Below are 20,536 nucleotides of genomic sequence, written 5' to 3' on the forward strand. Positions count from 1 at the left end.
GAGACGCGCCTATTCAATAGGTCATCTCTTTTGGGGTAAGATTGTGGCAAATGTCGCGTAGCAAAGCGTGAACAGGGCAACAGGTGTTCGTGTTTTGGTGCAATTGTTGCAAAATTGCCACGAACTATTTATTGCCCGGCCGGGATCAACTGAGGCGTTTTAGTGCAGCCTCGATATGCCCCTTACGCTCCACGGCCTCATCGCGGCGCGCACGCTGTTCGGCGATCACTTCATCAGGTGCTTTTGAGATGAACTGTTCGTTGGACAGCTTTTTGTTCACCTTGCCGATTTCATCATCCAGTTTGGCGATGTCCTTGGCAAGTCGGGCTTTTTCCGCGTCCAGATCGATGAAGTCGCCAAGCGGCAATGCGTAGATTGCCTCGCCCAGCACCAGTTGTGCGGCCCCAGCGGGCACAGCGTCTGCCTGGCTCAGCTCAACGATGCGCGCCAGCCGTTCAATGGCCGAGCGATGGGTTTCGATGCGTGCCTGGGTTTGTGGATTGGCACCCACGACCTGCAATGGAATTTTTGCGCCACCGGGCACATTCATTTCCACACGCACAGAGCGAATGCCGGAGATCAAATCGACAAGCCAGTTCAGCTCGCTATCCGCTTCGGCATTTTCGAGGCCGGCCAGATCAGGCCATGATGCCACGATCAACTGCGTCTCACGCGCTGGCCCCTGCTTGCCGGTCTCAGCCCATAATTCTTCGGTGACGAAGGGCATGAACGGATGCAGAAGCTTCAGGATCTGGTCCAGTGTGTAGGCTGCCGTGGCACGGGTTTCTGCCTTTGCTGCGGCATCCTCCCCCGTCATCACGGGCTTGGCCAGTTCCACAAACCAGTCGCAGAATGTGCCCCAGACGAAATCATAGGCTGAATTGGCCGCTTCGTTGAACTTGTAGTCCTCAATGCCCTTGCTGACACTGGCCACTGCGCGGGCGGTTGCGCCGAGAATCCACTGATTGAGCGGCTGGTTGACAGTTTTGGGATCAAAACCCTCAACACGGACGCATTCGTTCATTTCCAGAAAACGTGCGGCATTCCAGAGCTTGGTGACAAAGTTGCGATAGCCTTCAACGCGGGTCATCGACAGGCGCAAATCGCGGCCCTGAGCGGCCATGGCGGCCAGGGTGAAGCGGGTCGCATCGGCACCATAGCCGTCGATCAGTTCCAGCGGGTTGATGACATTGCCCTTGGTCTTGGACATTTTCTGGCCCTTCTCGTCACGGACCAGCGCATGCACATAGACAGTGTGGAAGGGTTCTTCATCGAGGAATTCGAGCGATGTCATCATCATACGGGCGACCCAGAAGAAGATGATATCAAACCCGGTGACCAGAACCGATGTGGGATAATATTTGCGCAATTCTTCGGTATCGTCCGGCCAGCCAAGCGTGGAGAATGGCCACAGCCCCGACGAGAACCAGGTATCCAACACATCCGGATCGCGGATCAATTCCACGGCTTTGCCGTAGTGTGCGTCCGCAGCTGCCTGCGCTTCCGCTTCGGTCTGTTTGACGAAAACCATACCATCGGGACCATACCAGGCCGGAATCTGGTGCCCCCACCACAACTGGCGCGAGATACACCAGGGCTGGATGTTTTCCATCCAGGCGAAATAGGTGTTTTCCCAGTTCTTGGGCACAAATTTGGTGCGGCCTTCCCGGATCGAGGCGAGCGCGGGTTTGGCAAGTTCTTCGGCGTTGACGAACCACTGGTCGGTCAGGAACGGCTCGATGACGACCATCTTGGTCTTTTCATCATGCGGCACCATGATCTTGCGATCTTCGACGCTGTCGAGCAGGCCGAGCTCTTCAAGGTCCGCCAGAACCTGCTTGCGCGCCGCGAAGCGGTCCAGGCCCTGATAGGCTGCCGGGGCATTTTCGTTGATGCGCGCTTCAGTGGTGAAAATATTGATCTGCTCGAGATTGTGACGCATGCCGATCTCGAAATCGTTGAAATCGTGCGCTGGTGTCACCTTCATGGCGCCGGTGCCGGTTTCGAGATCAACATAATCATCGGCGAGAATCGGCAGGCGCTTGCCCACCAATGGCAGGTCGACAAACTTGCCTTGCAGGCTGGCATAACGTTCGTCATCCGGGTGCACGATCACCGCCGTGTCGCCGAGCATTGTCTCAGGGCGTGTGGTGGCGATGACGATATAGTCGCGGGTTTCGTAAGCGGTCGGATTGCCTTCCTCGTCAAACTCAACCGGATGCTCATAGGTCACCCCATCAGCCAGTGGATAGCGCAAGTTCCACATATGGCCCTTGACTTCTATGCTCTCGACCTCGAGGTCGGAGATCGCGGTCTGCAGGTCGGGATGCCAGTTGACCAGGCGTTTTGCGCGATAGATCAGGCCTTTTTCGTGCAAGCCCACAAAGACTTTCAGCACGGCTCTTGAGAGGCCCTCATCCATTGTGAAGCGTTCGCGTGACCAATCACAGGACGCGCCGAGGCGTTTCAGCTGGTTAAGAATGTTGCCGCCACTCTCGGCTTTCCATTCCCATACCTTTTCAAGAAATTTTTCACGACCCAGTTCGCGGCGCGTTGGTTCCTGACGCTCCATCAGCTGCCGCTCGACGATCATCTGGGTGGCAATGCCAGCGTGATCCATACCGGGCTGCCATAAAACGTCCTTGCCGCGCATGCGCTCGAAACGGATCAGGATATCCTGGATAGTGTTGTTGAGCGCATGGCCGATATGCAGCGAACCGGTGACATTGGGGGGTGGGATGACGATTGAATAGGTTTCTGCGCCCGGCTTGGCGCCCGCACCGGCGGCAAATGCGCCCGCGTCCTGCCAGGCTTCATAGATTCGTCCCTCGACCGTGTTCGGCTCGTAGGTTTTTTCAATCATCGGATATCCGCTCGCAAAAAACATTGCGCCCAAGCCCATGATGGACCCGGGCGGCAATCATTTATAACCCTGATATGGATAAAGCCAAGCTGAGGCTCAGTGTCAACCGGAAGCAAGCAGATAAGCTGGTTCCAGGCCGTTGACCTATCGCGTTTTCAAGCCGGATAAATGGCTTTCACCTATCCCGAAAATACTCTAACCGCCGCGCGACAGACGCTCGATTTCTTTTTCGACAATGTTCTCGACGACGCTGGGCAGGTTTTCGTCAAGCCATTCTTTCAACATGGGCCGCAACATTTCACGGATCATGTTTTCAATAGTCATATCGTGGGTGCCGAGCGCGACATTGCCAAGCTTGGCGAACGCGCTTTTGACCGCCGCATCTGTTGTCGGCTCGAGCAGGCGTTTTGCCATGTCCGAGGAGAGGTCTTTATCCGGCATTGGAGCTGTTTCACTCACGGCGGGCTCTTCACGCATCTGGCTTGGCGCCGGCCCATCAAAGGAAATATCATCGGGCACAACGAGCTCGGGCACGGTGAAGTCGTCACCATCCTGATCGAACGTCTCCTCGTCCGCCGCAGCGCTGAGATCGGGAAAATCAAATCCCTCAACGGGATCGTCGTCCGCGACGCTGTCGTCGGTCACAATCTGCTCAGCCGAAAGTTCCAGCGCATCGGGCTCTTCTTCCGTCGCGGGCATCATTTCGGGAACATCGAACTGATCGGGAATGTCAAAGCTCAGCGGTTCGTCTTCAGCTGGCGTGGTGGCAGCGGAAGGCGCAACCCCGGCATCATCATCGGCAATAATTTGCCGAATGGACGACAGGATTTCATCCATCGATGGCTCTTTGGCCGCTGACTTGTTCATTAGTGCCTCACTCTACATGGCTCGAGACGTAGTACATACAAATGGATTTGTACTAAAGCCGTCTGATTCGCCCTTACACAGTTTAGCTATCTCAAGCATATACGTGAAACGAAAGGGAGGCCCGTATTGCGGTCTTCCACGGCTTGTGCGCCATGTTTTGATCAAAAGCGGCTGATCTGAACGAAATGAGGGCAGATTCGCTCTCAAGCGCCCCTGCCCTCATCAAAATTCATCCGGAATTCCGGCGTTGACTTAATTTGCGACGCTACGCAGTTCCTGCCATACGTCTTCAATATTCTTGATATAGCCGTCGGCGCTCTTGATCTGCACCGGCAGGCCAAGCTCCCGGGCCGACAATCGTCCGGCGGCCGCCATCAGGTTGAATCCGGCGGCAATACGGCTGGTCTGCGCGCCGATCAGCCCTTCTTGCGCCGAGGTCAGCTTTGCGCGGGCGTCCAGCACGTCGAGCGTTGTGCTCTGCCCGACATTACGCTCCTCGATCACGCCATTCAGCACCTGTTCGTTGGCGCGTACCGAGGATTGAGCGGCGTCGATCTGGGCGGCGGCGTTCTGCAGACTGCTCCATGAAGAGATCACTTGCGCGCGAATCCGGTCCCGCACACTCAACGCATCAATTTCGCTTTGTATCTGACCGAGATTGGCCTTGCGTGCACCTGCGCCCAGCGCCCCGCCCGCGTAAAGCGGCACACTCAGTGTGAGGCCTACGGAACCTGTGCCTGTGCTGGTGTAAGTGCCGGTGCCGGGGCTGCTGAAGCTGCCACCGATGCTGCCAATTAATTTGAGTGTTGGCCCAAATGCACGCTCGGCCGCATCGGATGCTGCCTGCGCCGCACGCAATTGCGCCTTGGCCGCCAGAATTTCAGGATGTGAACTGTCAGCAGAGGATTGGGCCTGATCAATCGAGCCGGGCAATATTCCATTGAAGCTATAATCGAGGCTCAGATTTTGTGGCTTGTGCCCGATCCAGCGCTGATAGCTGGCCTGGCTCGTCTGCAGGTTTGCAATCGCGGATTTGTAGGAAGCAATTGCAGAAGCAAGGCTTGCATCGGCTTGGGAAACCTCAATGCGCGTGCCCTCGCCAATATCGAGCCTGTCGTTTGAAGACTGAACTTGTGCCTGCAAAAACTTGACGTTCTCGGCCCGCAACTGAACCAGTTTGGTATTGGTCACGACATCGAGATATGCGGAAGCTGCAGAAAGGAGAACATTCTGCTCGGCGGTGCGCAGCCCTTCCTTGGCGACGACCGAATAGGCACGGGCGCTTTCAATCTGGGCATCCGTCACCAAATTATCGAACAACGTTTGACTATAGCTCAGGCCAACGCTTGACGACTGATTGCTTGTGCCCGGCCCGCCCGAGACGGTCCATGACGATTTCATCTCTGCGGATGCAGCAATTGTAGGCAGCTTGCCCGCCTTGCGCGTTGCGATATCCTCAGCAGACATTTTGACGCTTAACAGCGCCGATGCGATCTGAGGATTATTGGCATAAGCGCTTGCCAAGGCGTCGCGCAACGATTCGGCGAATGCCGGCGTTGCCGCAAATAATGCAATTGCGGCAAATGTACCCGCCCGCAAAACTCTCTTAGAAATCATTGTTCGATGCCTCCAAAGCCCGACCACTCTAATTTGCGCAAATAGGAGTCTCAACCTCAGATCGCAATGGTTGCGTAATTGTAATGTAAATTAAGCTCCAGCGTGCTCGCGCTGCAACATAGGGTGCAGATGGGTCAGTAAGTCGTTTCAGCGCGACAGAATCAGAATGCGAACTCTGGACGCCCCTTGGTCGATACCAGTCTGGGCATTGTCGCATTGTAAGAGCGGCGCATGGCGATGTCATTGCCGGTTTTTACGTAAACACGCGCGGTGCAGGTTGCCCCCTCAATCGCCATGGCAACGAGACGCCCGTCGTCACGAAGCTGCTTCAACAATTGGGGCGGCACTTCATCAACCGCTCCCTCGAGCACGATAACGTCGAATGGTGCCTCCGAGGCAACGCCGGCCGTCAGGTCACCGGCCAAGACGGCAGCGTTACCGATATCGAGTTCGGCGAGCAGATCGTTGGCCTGCTCCACCAGTGCGGCATCGTCGTCAAGCGCCACCACGGCGCTGGCCAGATTAGCGAGCACTGCGGTGGAATAGCCGCTGCCACAACCCACATCGAGCACCACATCGTTCGGTGTCACCTCAGCCAGCTGGACCAGTCTTGCAAAGGGCATGGGGGCCGCCAGGGCACGACCGGTGTCGTTCAATTCATGGCTTACATCTACATAGGCCAGTGGGCGACGGGCTTCCGGAACGAATCGTTCGCGTGGCACGCGTTCCATGGCTGCCAGCAAAGCGCTATCGGTTATGCTGGCCGTGCGCAGCTGGGTGTCCACCATCTGTTGGCGTGCGCGCTCAAAGTTTTCCATGTCCAAAACCAATCTCGTCGTTTGAATCCAGCGGTCGACAGGGATTAGCCCCGCTTATGCCGCGATGCAAGGTTTACGAGATTAACAACGACAAAAGAAGAATGCATGACTGACTTGCGTCAATCCGTCTTCTCCAATAGAAACCGCTTTGGTTGGTGAGGCCACGTGGCGGAGTGGTTACGCAGCGGATTGCAAATCCGCGTACTCCGGTTCAATTCCGGACGTGGCCTCCAACTCTTTTCCGGAGCAGAACATGCCGTTAGACGGGGTTGCCGGGGTGATTCTGGCTGGTGGCCGCGGCGAGCGGCTTGGCGGCGTTACAAAAGCACATCTGAAAGTTGCCGGCGTTCGGCTTGTCGATCGCGTGCTGCGCGCTCTTGAGCCGCAATGCGATATTGTTGTGCTCTCGACGGGACGCTTGCCCACCGACGCGATCCGGGCTGCAAGGTCTCTTCCCGCCTTTCCCGATTCTGATGCACCCGATTCGGGGCCTGTGGGTGGCTTGTCCGCTGCCGTCGCCTGGAGTGGGATGCAGGCAAAGCCTCCCACCTTCCTTTTGACCGTTGCTGTCGATACGCCCTTCTTTCCCGACGATTTTGGTGCACGGGCGCTCGATCTTATGTCGCCGGATATAGATGTGGTGATGGGCGCATTTGCGGGGCAGATCTATCCCACAAACGCCTTGTGGCGCGTCGCTTCGCTTTCCGCCCTTCCCGCCCTGGTAGCCGCCGGTCAGGCGCCGCGCGGCCTTAAGGCTGTAATTCCAGAAGAAAGAGCGAAGCTACTCGACTACCGGACGGATAACGGGCACGATCCATTCGTCAATATCAACACCGTTGCGGACCTGATCGATTGCGGCCGGCGCGCTTATTCGACGATGAATGCAAAACAGTCCAATTCAGGGCTTGGCAAAGCAGATCAAACGGGCTAAACGGTGCCCGGCCTGATTGATCAGGCTACACCTTTTGGTGATCCCCGGTAGCTCAGTTGGTAGAGCAAGCGGCTGTTAACCGCTGGGTCGCTGGTTCGAGTCCGGCCCGGGGAGCCAAAAAGCTCCAAGAATGTCAAGGAAACCAAGGGTTTCAAGGGTTTACGCTTCCTCAGAGGTACACGATTAGGTACACTTGGGGATACACCTATGCTCATGGTAATTCGTTACGTTCAAAGACGCGGGAACAGTTGGCGCTACAGGCGCAAGGTTCCTCCCTCAGCAAAATCGATGGTGGGTAAAGGCGAGATTGTCTTTCCCCTTGGGGCTTCCGAAAAAGAAGCTCTCCGAAATTATCCCCACATTCATGCGCAAGCTGAACGCATGTTGTCAGGTGCCGCGCCTACCCGCCTCGCAGCGCAGGCCGCTACGCCGTGGGAACTGCACAAGGCAGCAATCCGAGAAGCGACACGGCTTGGCTTTAACGCTGACTGGCGCGGCTGGCAGGACGTCGACGACCTCGAGGGGATTTCCCGGGACGTCACCGCCGAGCAGGTTACGCAGCACTACCCCCGAGATGAAGAAGACAATCCCGTTGGGCTTTCTCCCAGTGACCTCGCGTTGATCAAGGTAATTCGTGGTGGCGCGGCTACACCTGAGCCTGCCCCAACCCTGCAAGACGCCATCCGGGTCTATACGTCCGAGCGTGTGGGCGATGATCATAAAAAACTGAACCAGCTGGAGCATGTTTCCAAGCTGGTGTCTGAGGTGGTCCCTCTCACAAGGCCTTTGTCTTCGTTGCGCCGTGCAGATGCCCGTGAGGTCCGCGACAACATTCTCAATGGACGCACAGTAGCTTCCACCCAGCGTTACCTTAACGTGGTGCGGGCCATCATAAATCTCGCCATCAGGGAGTTCGATCTGGCAGGGATAAATAATCCCTTCGACAAGTTGCCTGTGGGCAGATTGGACCAAGCTGAGCCGGACAAAAGCCTTCGATCTCCCTTCCCTGAGGCTGAACTCAGGCATGCACGTGCCCGTGTGATGTCTCACGCGACCATCGAACTACAACAGATTTGGCGCATTCTTGAATTCACTGGCTGCAGGCTGGCGGAAATCTCAGGCATACGCGTGGAAGACGTGGTCTTGGACCATGCTATTCCTCACATAAAGATCGTGTGGCACGACCAGCGGCGCATCAAGACAGCGGCGTCCCATCGTTGGGTTCCCTTGATTGATGACGGACTGAAAGCTGCTCAAGAAGCAGTTCAGGCTGCAAGCTCCACAGGTCCCCTCTTCCCATCTTACTGCCGGGACGGCGGCTCAGATGCAGCGTCTGCAGCCCTAGGCAAGCATGTGAGAGCTAGCACCTCAGACCTTAAGGTCGTCACGCACTCCCTTCGTCATCGGGTCAAAGACCTTTTGATCTTGGCAGGCGTTTCTACAGCTGAGCAGGAATTCGTGCTTGGGCATACCTCCGGCAAGGTTTCGGAAGTCTATGGCGGCAATGACGCCTTGCTTCGCGTGACCCAGAGGGCCCTTGTCAAAGCGTTTGAGCATAGGGGCGACCTCAGCAACCTCTAGGAGCTTCTCGGGAACCTCGCAGGGGTGGTTATGCGTGGCTGCGGAGCAGCGGTTGGGGTTGGGTATGTCGTTATTTGCTGGCATGGGCGGCATGTAGGCTGACCAGCCCTTACGAGATCGCCCTAGGAGTTCACGCTCCGAGGCTTCCGGCGTTAGATTGATTATTAGAACGTTCCCTATTCCATAGCTCTCTATTTGAATACGACGCCTTGGATGAATAGGCTGACCTTGCCATTAATCAGGCGGCGGACTAGCGGAGGTTATCCTTATGTTCATCGAACCTCATCTCGGAACCATGGGCGTTATCACGGTAGTAGCCTTGGGTGCGGGAATGCTGGTGCAGGCTGCAAATGCTGCCTCTCTGTGGGACGGTTTTAATCTAATAGACGCCAGCACGCACACGGGCCCGTCCAACGGCAAAATGTACGGCGTTAGAAAGCCAATGCCAAAAACTATTAGGTTGGCCCCTGTGGGTGCGATGACAGGAGAAACACTATAGCGTCGCCCTGAGACCTTATAGGCCGAGCGGCGCCGAACTTTTATGGCGCTTAAGGTGGACCTCAGACGCAATCGAAGGCGGCCCTATATCCCCGAGTGCTTTTGTAGGTGGCTGTCTTTCCATACTGACCGCAGAACCGCTCGGCCACTGGAAACGCATCCATCTCATTCCACACGTTACCGATCATAACCCCGTTCTTATTGCCCACCACATTCTGCCCGAACGGGCTTCCATAGACATTGGCATTCTTTGGATCAGATGAGGTCGAGCAGCCGGCTAGAATTATGCAGAGCATTGGGGCGGCGGTTAGAAGCTTTACGCAGTGCATAGGGTCTCCTTAGGGTCAGCGCTATTCTGGCGAAAAAATCCAATCTGCCAAGATCAAAAACCACGAACACAAGTTTCCCCCGTATCCCCTCGCCGTCAGCGGTCATAAGCCGAGGTCACTCAGCTTGCTGCAAACGCTTGTGGTCAGGACGTGGCAGCGTTTTTCGGGAAGCAACATGCCCAGTCCTTCGGGAGCATTGATAATCTCACCATCCATGCTCCTGCATGTGCCTCCAGTTTTATACCGACATCAACCATGGTCGCGATGCCGCGTGGCGGTACCCGTCCGGTTCGCACCGACCGTGTGTACTCTCGCTGTTTGCACGTTTTCACCGAACGGTTGAGTGCCGAGTGCGGCAACGCCGAAATCTCCGCCAGCCCCTGTTATTCAAATTTTATGAGGCTGGACGCCTGATCGTGCAGAAGGCATGCGCCGCAGCATAACCAGGTGATTACCCCCCACAATAGGAGGTGCCCCCCCGGTTCATATATAGGTTTGCCCTAGGCAGCTCGCGAAATGGCATGAGAGGTTATACACTCATGCTCCATTCTATCTCCAACAAATGGCTCCACCCATCGTGGAGGCTGCTCCCACCACACTGACCCAAGAAGCTGGCCATGGAGAAACGTTCATTTCCCGAATTGAACCTTGGTCTGCCCCTCGAATAACGGTGATGAGGCGGGGCAACAGCGCCCTGCTCTATACCCCTACCAATCACGGAAAACCTCGGAGACCTGTTACCCAGCATAAGTGATGCGGAAAGCTACCTTTACATACAACGATTGTTGGGTCGATGTTGAGCCGAATATAACGGCTTGTGTCCTTCTAAGAGGATAGTTTGCCAAGGCCCCATCTCATCGAGGGTCCGAGTATATATGCTACAAAAATCCGAACCGCCAAGATCGAAAACAACGACCGCGAGTTCCCCCGCCCGCCCCTCGATGCCCAGCAAACAGCTGTCGAACATTTCATTCTCCAGCAAACCCACAGGACACAGACATTGTCAGCCAATCAAAGCCTTACCTGCAGCGGAACAACGCCGCTCAACTGAACCACCTCAAAAGCATTGAAAGTCTATCCGAACTCTTGAAGGCAACACCCCTGCTATCAGGGCTAGGCATGAGGCTGCAGTTGCATCAATTTGACCGTAGCCAAGAACCATAGCATCGCTCAGGGTGACCTTCGTGGCGCTTGTCAGCAAGCTGTGGGATGCCAATTAGGACCAGCCTGCCTATGGCAGTTCCCTGAGTGGGCGCTGCTAGAAATCGACTAGATAGGACGCATGCGCTCTAGTGTTGTTCGATAGCTTCAAACCGCAGCATCGCGAGCATCTCCAGAGAAGCACTAATTTACACCATGCAGTCGCTTCCATGTATTTTACACCCACAACGACCGTTGACATTAGATAATTGCTAAATATGCTGAAACCCACATTGGGAGTTCGCCATGAAACAATATGTCATCTACACGCGTGTAAGCACCGAAGCACAGAACAACAGCGGCTTGGGTCTGGAGGCTCAAGAGCGAGATATCGACATTTTTCTGAACAACTTCTCTGAGGTACCATATGAGGTCATCGGACGGTTTCAGGACGTGTTCTCGGGTGGCGCGAATGACCGCCCGCAATTGGTCCTTGCTCTCAAGCTGGCGCGCTCTTCTGGAGCCGAACTGTTGGTGGCGAAGCTGGACAGGTTGAGCCGTAAAGTGTCGTTTATTGCAGCACTGATGGACGATGCAGCCGTAAAGCTCCGGGTGGCATCGATGCCCTCTGCAGACAAGTTTCAACTTCACATCTATGCAGCTCTAGCAGAGCAGGAAAGGACGTTTATTTCAGAGCGGACGAAGGCGGCATTGAAGGAAGCGAAGGCTCGTGGGAAAAAGCTCGGCGGACTGCGTGATAAGACAATGAAGCGCAATGCCGCAATACAAGCCAAGGCGAAAGCAGAGGCGGAACGGGTGGTCAAGATTGCGGGGCCCCTGCGACAGTCTGGAGCTACTTTGGCCAGCATCGCGAAGACACTCAATGAGACTGGCATCCCCACATCACGCGGCGGCGCATGGACACCCACACAGGTCTCTCGGGTACTCCAACGGACCGGGGCATAATGTCTAACCGCCTATCCGTGGCGGGACGTCTATTGTTTTTGTGAATAATGTTCCGGCTATTCAAGTCAAACATAGACTTAGGCGAATATTTTTGCTCTGCTCATGATGCATGCTTTTGAGGGGGTTATTGTGCAACTGTTTTTTGGCATTGGCTATTTTGTGATTGGCGCGGTGCAACTATTCGCTGTTGCCGATGGGATTGGGAAACTTCTTCATTTTAATAACTTTTTCAGCTTCTTCTTCGCCTTCATGGTAACCTACATACCGCTTCTCGGTTCTGCGTTAGGTGTATACGGCGCTACGACAGTATGGGATTGGGATATCTGGCAAGCTGTAGCTCTGTTTTTCTGGTATATACCGGTAGCTTTATTGCTCACGCTAATCGGCACCATCTTTGATCGTTGATGATGAGCACTCCGGCGACAGAAGGTTGGTTTTCCCTTTCAATACGGCGAAATCGGAAAAGTTATATAATCGCCACAACGATGTTGACCGCCATCTTCCTGACGGTTCTTGGTGTTCTATGGATATTGAATGTGCAGGGCCGACCGGCAGTCATTATAATTTTTCTGTTCTTTGTCCCTTACTTCATTTGCGGATATACTCTCACGTCACAGCGGTTGCGTGATATGGGTTTGACTGGCTGGCTGGCATTGCTCTGGATACCGGTTGCCGTCTCCGACAGATACATTGGAGGAGCTGCTTGGGCAGCTTTCGCTATCGTCCTTTGTGTTGTACCGGGAACGGCGGGAGACAATAGATATGGTCCCGACCCTCTGGCTTGATGTACGGTTCCGCTTCAAAGACCGACCGTCAAGGTTGGCGCAATAGATGCCAACTTCCCCCCGCCCAGCTCTATTGACTTTGAGGTACACCAAAGCTACCCGTTGGGGTACACCGCATAGCGGTTCTCTTTGATGAAGCGTTACAATAACCCATTGCTCGGCATGGTTTTTTAAGTTCTCCGGCATTCTCTTGGGCATTCCAGACACACCGGCCCGGGGAGCCAAAAAGCTCCAAGAAATATTCGCAACGTCATGCGTTGCAGGGTTTGAGATCCCCCCACAGACACACAGCATGTGCGTTGGGGGAGAGCTTTATATCGTCTGCTTCATCCGGTTTGCAGATGCCCCCCAGATGGCACAGCACGGGCAGATCCGTCGCCTGATGTGAAATGTCAGGCAATGCCATCAGGTGTGCGTTTCTTACTGGCCCTGCCTCCCCGGCCCGCCGCTGACGCCTTGAGCCTCGCTGTCAGCATTCTCTTTTACAGTGCTTCAAGGGGCCGGGTCACGACATATAGCTTCAGGCTATAGGTTGGTGAAAATAACAAAGCTTGTTTATGGGACTGGCGCTTGCGAGAAGCTTCCCGAGTTAATCAGGAGGCTTCGGATGAACAGCGCAGACGTATTCATAGATGGCAAATGGGTTCGCCCATCAAGTGGGGCCACGCTGGACACGGTTGCACCCTCGACTGGCAAAAAGATTGGCACGATTGCCCGCGGCACAGCACAGGACATTGATCTTGCCGTGCAGGCCGCCCGCCGGGCCTTCGAGGGACCTTGGGGGCAAATGGCAGCGGTCGATCGTGGCCGGCTTCTGTCCAGGCTGGGGCAAAAAATTCTGGAGCATGAAGACGAGCTGACAGCGCTCGAGGCTCTCGACACAGGCAAGGCGCTCAAACTGGCGCGCAATGACGTCAAGGCCGCGGCCCGCTATTTTGAGTTCTATGGTGGTGCTGCCGACAAGCTGCACGGCGAAACAATACCCTTCCTCTCCGGCTATCAGGTCATGATTCTCAGGGAACCCCGAGGGGTCACCGGGCACATCATTCCCTGGAACTATCCTGCACAGATGTTCGGCCGCACGCTTGGCCCGGCACTCGCTGCTGGCAATGCCGCCGTTCTCAAGCCTGCCGAAGAGGCCTGCCTATCCTGCATCAGGTTGACTGAACTGGCTGCCGAAATCGGCTTTCCTGATGGTACAATCAATCTGGTGCCGGGGTTGGGCGAGGAAGCTGGCGCTGCCTTGAGTTCACATGACGGGATTGACCTCATCTCCTTCACCGGTTCGCCGGAAGTGGGCGTTCTGATCCAGAAATCGGCGGCGGAAAACCACGTTCCCTGCGTTCTGGAACTGGGTGGCAAGTCGCCGCAGATTGTATTCGCCGATGCGGATCATACCAAAGCGATTGAAACAATCGTTGCAGCACTGGTGCAGAACACGGGCCAGACTTGTTCCGCTGGCAGCCGGGTTTTGATCGAACGGTCGATCTATGACGACTTCATGGTCCAGTTGACACGACGCTTCAAGCAATTGCGCACAGGCGCCCATGATCTCGATCTCGATTGTGGCCCCGTCATCTCCAAAGTGCAGCAGGAACGTGTTCTCGGCTTTCTTGAACGTGCCGAAAAAGACGGCGTGCAAATTGCGGCGCAAGGGACAGTCGATCCCTCCTCGTCTGCTGACGGATATTTTGTGCCCCCGACACTTTATCGAATGGTGCCCCGGGACCATGAGCTGGCGCTAGAAGAGGTCTTTGGACCGGTGCTCGCGGCCATTCCGTTCGATGATGAAGCCGATGCCATCCGCTTGGCGAACGGCACCGATTACGGGCTGATCGCGGGTGTATGGACCGATTCTGGCGCCCGCCAGATGCGTCTGGCAAAGGCCATCCGGGCCGGCCAGGTCTACGTCAACGGCTATGGTGCCGGTGGCGGAATCGAGCTGCCGTTTGGCGGCTTCAAGAAAAGTGGCCATGGGCGCGAAAAGGGTTTTGAAGCTCTTCGCGAGTTCACGGTCGCCAAAACAGTGGTTTTCAACCACGGATAACCGCAACTCAAAACTATTCTCTGGGAGGAGAACATGAACGCATTACGAACAGCTGCCTCACTGACAGCAATCTGTGCAATGTTGGCAGCTCAGCCTGCTCTCGCACAGGACATGCGTGCCCGTCTGGCACACGTATTCGCAACAAACAGCCCTGTGGACCAGGCCAGCCAGGCGTTTGCACAATGCGTGACCGATGGCACCGATGGTGCCATGGACGTCACAGTGTTTCCCAACAGCCAGTTGGGTAGTGACGAATCCATTGGCCGTGACCTGTCACGCGGCGGTATTGAATTTGCATTCCTCAATCCTGGCTCGCTGACCGGGCTCGACCCGCTGCTGGACATTCACTACCTGCCTTACATTGTGAGCAGCAATGACGAAGCGGACGCCGTCTTTTACAATCCCGATGGCATTCTCCAAACCACGATCCGCGAGACTTTGGACAAGCATGGCATGAAGGCACTCGATTTCTTCGAGCTTGAATTCCGTGCGGTGACGAACTCCGAGCGGGCCGTTGAAAGCCTGGCCGACATGAAGGATTTGCGGTTGCGCGTACCGGGTTCTGTGGCCATTCGCAGCTTCTTTGAGCAAGCCGGTACCCAGGCTGTGACCCTGCCCTTCCCCGAACTGTTTGTGGCCTTGCAGCAGGGCACCGTCGACGGTCAGGATAATGGTGCCAGCATCACCTATAATTCCCGGTTGTTTGAAGCCCAGAAATACATGACGCGGACCAACCACGTCTACGCAATGGGCACGATCACAGTTGGCAATGAATTCTGGGAAGGCCTTTCCGAAGACCGGCAGACCCTTATTGCAGATTGTGCGCATGAGGCCGCATCCAATCAGATCGCCGACAATCGGGCGCAACAGGCAGAGTTTATCCAGAACATCAAAGATGGTGGCGTGGAAGTGACTGAACTGTCAGCCGACGCGATGGCTGAATTTGTCGAACTCGGGCGTTCACTCTGGACACAGCTCGAAGACGCCTACGGTGCTGATCGCATCGCTGCCCTTCGGGCTGAGGTCGGAGCCGATGGTAAATAATACCACAAAACAAGCAGCGCCATACCCGGCGCTGCTTCGTTTGCTCGATGGCATAGAGGGCACTCTTGCCGTTATCGAGAAACGTGTCGCCGCCATATCCATGTTCGTCATACTGATTGGCATCAGCATCACGATCCTGACCCGGGTGATCAATCTCCCGATTCCCAGCATGGGCGAAATTGCGATTGTGGCAATGGCACCGCTGGCCTTCATTGGCGGGGCATTTTGCAGCTACATGCATCGGCACATCACCATAGATGCTGTGGACGCATTCGGCCCTCCCCGCGTCCGGCGGGCGATCCGGATTTTGGCCGCCCTGTCGATGATGGTATTTGCAGGCACCTATTGCTGGCTGACCCTTTCCTTTTTTCAATATGTCTGGTCATCCGGCGAACGGCTGATTGATCTGGGCACGCCCGTCTGGATTCCGGTTGGGTGCATCGTTCTAGGCGCGTTTCTCATGATGCTGCATGCCTCACTGGACGTCCTGCGCATGGTACTGGGGCTTCCCAGAACAGGAGGGATGGAATGATTATCACCGTCGTCCTGCTTTTGGCGTTTCTGGTGATTGGCACGCCGATCGCCGCCGCTTTTGCGCTCAGCGTTTTCCTCAATGCCGATGAACTCAATGTCTGGCTGGATTCGATTGCCAGCCTTCCCTATGACGGCATTTCGAGCTTTGCGCTGCTCGCTATTCCCCTTTTCATCCTCGTGGGTGAAATCATGAACCGCGGCGGCCTGGCCGCGTCGCTTGCATCCATGGCAGACAGCGCCATCGGCCGCATTCGTGGTGCCTTTGGATATGTCATGATCCTCGCCAGCGGCTTTCTTGGCGCCATTACCGGCTCGTCGGTCGCGACAGTGGCGGCGATCGGTGCCGCGCTGGGGCCTGAGATGATCGCGCGCGGTTATCCGCGGGGCTATGTCGCTTCACTCAACGCTGCCTCTGGTCTTTTGGGCGTATTGATACCGCCCAGCATTCCTCTCATCATTTATGGCTCAACCGTTGGCGTATCGATTACCCAGTTGTTCATCGCCACCATTGTGCCCGGTTGTGTCATGGGCTTGTCGCTCGCCGCGGTTCATTTTGTTCGCTCGCGCCACTTGCTGCCTGACGGGCGGGAACGCCAGATTGACACCTCCGATATCGATAGTGTCGGCAAGCGCTCAAAAGGCCGCGCCATTGCTGCATTGTTCATGCCCGTGCTGGTTCTTGGGGGCATATATGGCGGGATATTCACCCCGACAGAAGCTGCGGCTGCCGCCTGCGTATATGGCATTGCAGTGGTTTTGCTTCAAAAAAGCCTGAAGCCCTCAGGCGTGGCGCGGACATTTTACATCGCCATCATGCCGGCTGCTGCCATTTTGCTGATCATTTCCATGACAGGCATTCTCAACCGTGCGTTGATCCTCAATCAGGTTCCTCAGGATCTGGCGGTTTATATGACCAACCTGTTTGCCGACCCGTTGCTGTTCCTGCTGGCAATCAATCTGTTGCTGTTGGCTGTGGGCATGTTCATGGAGACCAATGCAGCCGTGCTGTTGATGGGGCCGCTGCTGGCACCTTCGGCCATGGCGTTCGGGATCGATCCGGTCCATTTCGCCATTATCGTGGTGACCAATATTGAGATTGGCCTGATGACACCGCCATTGGCCGCCAATCTTTATGTGGCTGCACGCACCAACGACGTCCACCTGCTCGAAATGTTGCGGCATTTCGGTTGGTTCCTGGGCGCCGCTGTGATTGCGCTGGGGCTGATCACCTACATTCCCTCACTCTCTCTTTGGTACCGCTTTCTCTAAAAGGCCCGTATTCCCATGACCAATATCCCCAAATTTTCCAAAGCAGCAGTTTTGCGCGAATTCGGCCAGCCCCTTCAAATTGAAGATGTGCCGGTGCCTGAGAAACTGGAAGCTGGCTCTTTGCTTGTCAAAACCAGCGCCTGTTCGGTTTGTGGCACCGACGTGCACCTGTCCGGCGGCAATCTGGCGCTCAAGGTGGATCTGCCCGTCATTATCGGTCACGAAATGACCGGGCGGGTTGTGGCCATGGGCGACAACAGCTCCAAGGACAGTATTGGCCAGGACCTGAAGATCGGCGACCGCATCTTGTGGACGCACACGTCCTGCGGCTCGTGTTTCTATTGCACGGTGGCAAAGCAACCGACGCTGTGTGAAAACCGGCGCGCCTATATGTACGAGACGATGGCACGCTATCCCTATCTGTTGGGTGGCTTCTCGGAATATGGCTATGTTCTGCCGCAGTCCGGGCGGATCAAAGTGCCCGACAATGTCGCTGATGACCTAGCAAGCCTGTGCTCTTGCGCATTCCGCTCGGTCATGAACGCCATGAACAATCTGGGCGAGATCGAGGCGCACGAACATATCGTCATTCAGGGCGTGGGGCCGCTTGGCCTGCTCGCAACAGCTGTTGCACGTGCACGCGGTGCCCGTAGCGTTATTGCCATCGGTTCGCCCCAGGCACGACTTGATCTGGCTGGCGAACTTGGGGCTGATCATACGATTTCAATTGAGAATGCCAGCCATGAAGAGCGGCTTGAAACCATTCGCAGCCTGACAGACGGGCGCGGCGCGGACATTGTCATGGAATTCACCGGACATCCCCCGGCGTTTGGGGAAGGGCTTGATATCGTCAGAAAGGGTGGCCGGTACGTCGTTGTTGGCCAGCTGGGCGACAAGGAAACCACCCTCAAACCCTCCACCATTGTGAAAAACAATATCCGGGTTATCGGCTCCTTCTCGGGCGATGCGCGCAGCTATTGGCAGGCACTGGAGTTTGCGGCACAGCATCAGGCCCAAATTCCGCTGCACAAGATTTTGACGGGCCGTTACCGGCTTGACGATGTGAATACCGCTTTGGACCGCATGCGCCGGTACGAAGAGGTAAAGCCCGTCATTGAATTCTCATAACGAGGGTCGTTTCATGCAATCTTTTGATCCCAATGCCCTCGGTCCCCTGGACAAAGTCCGGGTTATCGACATGTCCCGCCTTGTCGCCGGCAATATGACGACGCATGTGCTTGCAGATTATGGTGCCGACGTCATCAAGATTGAACGTCCCGGCAAAGGTGACGATCTGCGCAACTGGCGCTGCAAAGACCAGGAAATCTACTGGAAGGTTTACGCGCGGAACAAAAGAAGTTTTGCGTGTGACATCAAGACCGAAGAAGGACGTGAGGACCTGGTTGACCTGTTGACCACTGCTGACGTGCTGGTGGAAAACTTTGTGCCGGGAACGCTGGAAAAATGGAATCTGGGGCCGGAGGACTTGCACCGGATCAATCCCAAGCTGGTTATCCTGCGCATATCGGGCTGGGGGCAAACCGGCCCCTATCGCAACCGTCCGGGTTTTGGCACGCTGGTCGAGGCCATGTCGGGCTGGGCGCATCTGAACGGACATGCCGACAAGCCACCCACCCTGCCCCCATTGGCCATGGCAGATATGGTCGCCGGCCTCTATGGTGTCGGTGCCGTGCTTACCGCTTTACGGGCGGTCGAGATGGGTGGCGGCAAAGGCCAGGTTATCGACTTGTCATTGTTTGAGCCGATCCTTTCGATCATCGCCTCGGAAGCAGCCCAGGTTCAGCTCACAGGCGAGCCGACGATGCGTGCCGGCAACCAGTCTTCGCATACCTCACCGCGAAATGTGTATTTGTGTGCCGACGGCAAATATGTCGCGCTTTCCGGCTCGATGCAGTCCATGGCCATGCGTATTATGGACACGATCGGCCAGCCACAGCTTAAAACCGACCCGCGGTTCGCAACCAATGATGAACGTGTCAAAAACCGGGATGAACTTGATGCAATTATTGCTGAGTTCATCAGCCGGCGCTCCCAAGCGGAAAATTTGACCCTGTTTGAAGAGGCAGGCGTGACGGTTGGGCCTGTGTGCTCAATGGGCGATCTTATCGACCATCCTTATGTTCGCGAGCGCGAAGTTCTGGTCGATCTGCCTGATGAAGGCATGGGCAGTGTTCCCATGCACAATATTGTGCCGCGCATGTCGCTGACGCCCGGCCAGTTCCGCCGCCCCGCGCCGCAACTGGGCGAGCACAATGCCGAAATTGGTGAAGAACTCAAACGTTACAGGTCCGAAAAGAAGGTATCTACTCATGCCTGACCGCAATCTGCCGAACTGGCGCTCCATTCTTTTTGTTCCGGTACTCAATGAGAAATTCGTTGCCGGCGCGCCGAACCGGGATGCGGACTGCATTCAGCTGGACCTTGAGGATGCCATTCCGCCCGATCAGAAGCAGCAGGCCCGCGACCATGTAGCGGACGTCGCCGACCGTCTGGCGGATGCCGGGTGCGATGTCATTGTGCGTATCAATCGCCCGTGGTGCATGGCGATGGCCGACATGCAGGCATGCGTGCGCCCATCAGTGCTTGCCCTGACGCTGCCAAAGGTTCCCGGCCCCGGCCATGTGCGCGCGATTGCCGAGACCCTTGACGAAATTGAACAAAATATGGGGCTTGAAAACGGCCATACCCGGCTGATTGCCATGGTGGAGACGGCCGAGGCGCTTTCGCAAATGGAACAGATCGCCCGCGCCAGCGACAGGGTCATCGGATTGATTGTCGGCGCGGAAGATCTAGCGGTGTCGATGGGCATGAAGCCGACACACCAATCGCTTCTGCTGCCAAATCTTCAGGCAGTTGCAGCGGCCAGAGCTGCAGGTTGTATGCCGCTCGGCTTTGTTGGATCTGTGGCGGATTATTCAGATATGGCCGCTTATGGCGACCTGATCAGCGAAGCCCGGTCACTGGGTTTCACCGGTGCATTTGCCATTCATCCCAGCCAGGTGCCGGTGCTCAACAAGCAGTTTGCCCCCTCGCAGGAAGAGGTCGATGCAGCGCGCGCCTTGATAGCCAGTTTTGAGCAAGGCATAAAAGAGGGACGCGGGGCGATAAGCCATAATGGCAAAATGGTTGATTTGCCCGTTGTCGAACAAGCGCAGGCAATCCTTTCCGCTCACGAGCAGTTTGCCTCTTGAGAACCGTGAAGTCCGCACGCGCCTAAAAACGATAG

General features: G+C 55.9%; 16 protein-coding genes and 2 tRNA genes. 14 read left to right on the top strand and 4 right to left on the bottom strand.

What is annotated here, in order from left to right; genetic code table 11:
• Positions 1-145 precede the first annotated feature (145 nt).
• The 4 genes from L1P08_RS03590 to L1P08_RS03605 form a co-directional block, all read right to left on the bottom strand.
• Positions 146-2,863 carry a valine--tRNA ligase gene (locus tag L1P08_RS03590; RefSeq protein ID WP_303618637.1) on the bottom strand — a complete coding sequence of 906 codons (2,718 nt, stop codon included), beginning with the start codon at positions 2,861-2,863 and terminating at the stop codon, positions 146-148.
• 195 nt (positions 2,864-3,058) lie between these two features.
• Positions 3,059-3,730, bottom strand: a complete 672-nt coding sequence (locus tag L1P08_RS03595) for a PopZ family protein (RefSeq protein WP_303618638.1) — start codon at positions 3,728-3,730, stop codon at positions 3,059-3,061.
• Between the two features lie 252 nt (positions 3,731-3,982).
• Positions 3,983-5,347 carry a TolC family outer membrane protein gene (locus tag L1P08_RS03600; RefSeq protein WP_303618639.1) on the bottom strand — a complete coding sequence of 455 codons (1,365 nt, stop codon included), beginning with the start codon at positions 5,345-5,347 and terminating at the stop codon, positions 3,983-3,985.
• A gap of 161 nt (positions 5,348-5,508) precedes the next feature.
• A complete protein-coding gene (locus L1P08_RS03605) occupies positions 5,509-6,165 on the bottom strand; it encodes a protein-L-isoaspartate O-methyltransferase family protein (protein WP_303618640.1) in 657 nt (218 codons plus the stop codon).
• 159 nt (positions 6,166-6,324) lie between these two features.
• Between L1P08_RS03605 and L1P08_RS03610 the strand changes: the two genes are divergently transcribed.
• From L1P08_RS03610 to L1P08_RS03670, 14 genes are all read left to right on the top strand, one after another.
• Positions 6,325-6,398 (top strand) — tRNA-Cys (locus L1P08_RS03610).
• Positions 6,399-6,418: 20 nt separating this feature from the next.
• Entirely contained in the window at positions 6,419-7,096 is a 678-nt protein-coding gene (gene mobA / locus L1P08_RS03615; protein WP_303618641.1) for a molybdenum cofactor guanylyltransferase, read from the top strand.
• Between the two features lie 41 nt (positions 7,097-7,137).
• A tRNA-Asn gene (locus L1P08_RS03620) sits at positions 7,138-7,213 on the top strand.
• A 90-nt stretch (positions 7,214-7,303) separates the two neighbouring features.
• Entirely contained in the window at positions 7,304-8,677 is a 1,374-nt protein-coding gene (locus L1P08_RS03625) for a site-specific integrase (RefSeq protein WP_303618642.1), read from the top strand.
• A 2,273-nt stretch (positions 8,678-10,950) separates the two neighbouring features.
• Complete coding sequence (locus tag L1P08_RS03630) at positions 10,951-11,610, top strand: recombinase family protein (RefSeq protein ID WP_303618643.1); 660 nt, start codon at positions 10,951-10,953, stop codon at positions 11,608-11,610.
• A 129-nt stretch (positions 11,611-11,739) separates the two neighbouring features.
• On the top strand, positions 11,740-12,015 hold the full coding sequence (locus L1P08_RS03635) for a hypothetical protein (protein WP_303618644.1): 276 nt from the start codon (positions 11,740-11,742) through the stop codon (positions 12,013-12,015).
• 80 nt (positions 12,016-12,095) lie between these two features.
• Positions 12,096-12,395 (top strand): DUF805 domain-containing protein, encoded by a 300-nt coding sequence (locus tag L1P08_RS16395; RefSeq protein WP_368077125.1) that lies wholly within the window; start codon positions 12,096-12,098, stop codon positions 12,393-12,395.
• Positions 12,396-13,002: 607 nt separating this feature from the next.
• A complete protein-coding gene (locus L1P08_RS03640) occupies positions 13,003-14,442 on the top strand; it encodes an aldehyde dehydrogenase family protein (RefSeq protein WP_303618645.1) in 1,440 nt (479 codons plus the stop codon).
• A 33-nt stretch (positions 14,443-14,475) separates the two neighbouring features.
• Positions 14,476-15,486: a TRAP transporter substrate-binding protein gene (locus tag L1P08_RS03645; protein ID WP_303618646.1), complete on the top strand. Its 1,011-nt coding sequence runs from the start codon at positions 14,476-14,478 to the stop codon at positions 15,484-15,486.
• Positions 15,476-16,018 carry a TRAP transporter small permease gene (locus tag L1P08_RS03650; RefSeq protein ID WP_303618647.1) on the top strand — a complete coding sequence of 181 codons (543 nt, stop codon included), beginning with the start codon at positions 15,476-15,478 and terminating at the stop codon, positions 16,016-16,018. The genes L1P08_RS03645 and L1P08_RS03650 overlap by 11 nt, the downstream gene beginning before the upstream one ends.
• Complete coding sequence (locus tag L1P08_RS03655; protein WP_303618648.1) at positions 16,015-17,289, top strand: TRAP transporter large permease; 1,275 nt, start codon at positions 16,015-16,017, stop codon at positions 17,287-17,289. The genes L1P08_RS03650 and L1P08_RS03655 overlap by 4 nt, the downstream gene beginning before the upstream one ends.
• Before the next feature lie 15 nt (positions 17,290-17,304).
• Complete coding sequence (locus L1P08_RS03660) at positions 17,305-18,417, top strand: zinc-binding dehydrogenase (RefSeq protein ID WP_303618649.1); 1,113 nt, start codon at positions 17,305-17,307, stop codon at positions 18,415-18,417.
• 13 nt (positions 18,418-18,430) lie between these two features.
• Positions 18,431-19,627 (top strand): CaiB/BaiF CoA transferase family protein, encoded by a 1,197-nt coding sequence (locus tag L1P08_RS03665; RefSeq protein WP_303618650.1) that lies wholly within the window; start codon positions 18,431-18,433, stop codon positions 19,625-19,627.
• Complete coding sequence (locus L1P08_RS03670; protein ID WP_303618651.1) at positions 19,620-20,501, top strand: HpcH/HpaI aldolase/citrate lyase family protein; 882 nt, start codon at positions 19,620-19,622, stop codon at positions 20,499-20,501. Before L1P08_RS03665 ends, L1P08_RS03670 begins: the two co-directional genes overlap by 8 nt.
• Positions 20,502-20,536: the final 35 nt, after the last annotated feature.

This window comes from Mariluticola halotolerans, assembly GCF_021611515.1.
GTDB classification, from domain to species: Bacteria; Pseudomonadota; Alphaproteobacteria; order Rhizobiales; family Devosiaceae; genus Mariluticola; species Mariluticola halotolerans.